The sequence below is a fragment of the Bradyrhizobium uaiense genome (genome assembly GCF_010811875.1).
GTDB classification, from domain to species: domain Bacteria; phylum Pseudomonadota; class Alphaproteobacteria; order Rhizobiales; family Xanthobacteraceae; genus Bradyrhizobium; species Bradyrhizobium uaiense.
The window spans coordinates 1-266 of the sequence record NZ_VKHP01000670.1; the positions used below are offsets into that span (position 1 = coordinate 1).

The following is a 266-nucleotide window of genomic DNA, read 5'->3' on the forward strand; positions in this document are numbered from 1 at the left end:
AAGTTCCTGCGGACAGGGATCGGCCGGATCATCCGCGACATCCGCCGCAAGATTGATGGCGATACAGCGCTGGAAGCTCGCTTCGGCCCGTTGCTCGGTTTAGCGCAGCAGGTGCGCAGCCAGGATCGGCACCAACGCGGTCCAAGGGTTTATGCGTTGCACGCCCCGGAGGTCGAGTGCATCGGCAAGGGTAAGGCCCGCGCGCCCTACGAGTTCGGCTGCAAGGTCAGTATCGCCACCCCCGTGACGTCTCCGAAGGGCGGCCA

1 pseudogene is annotated in these 266 nt (G+C 65.0%); it reads left to right on the plus strand.

From position 1 onward, the window contains the following. Nucleotides 1-266: pseudogene (locus FNJ47_RS47015) on the plus strand (IS5/IS1182 family transposase); the annotation flags it as partial.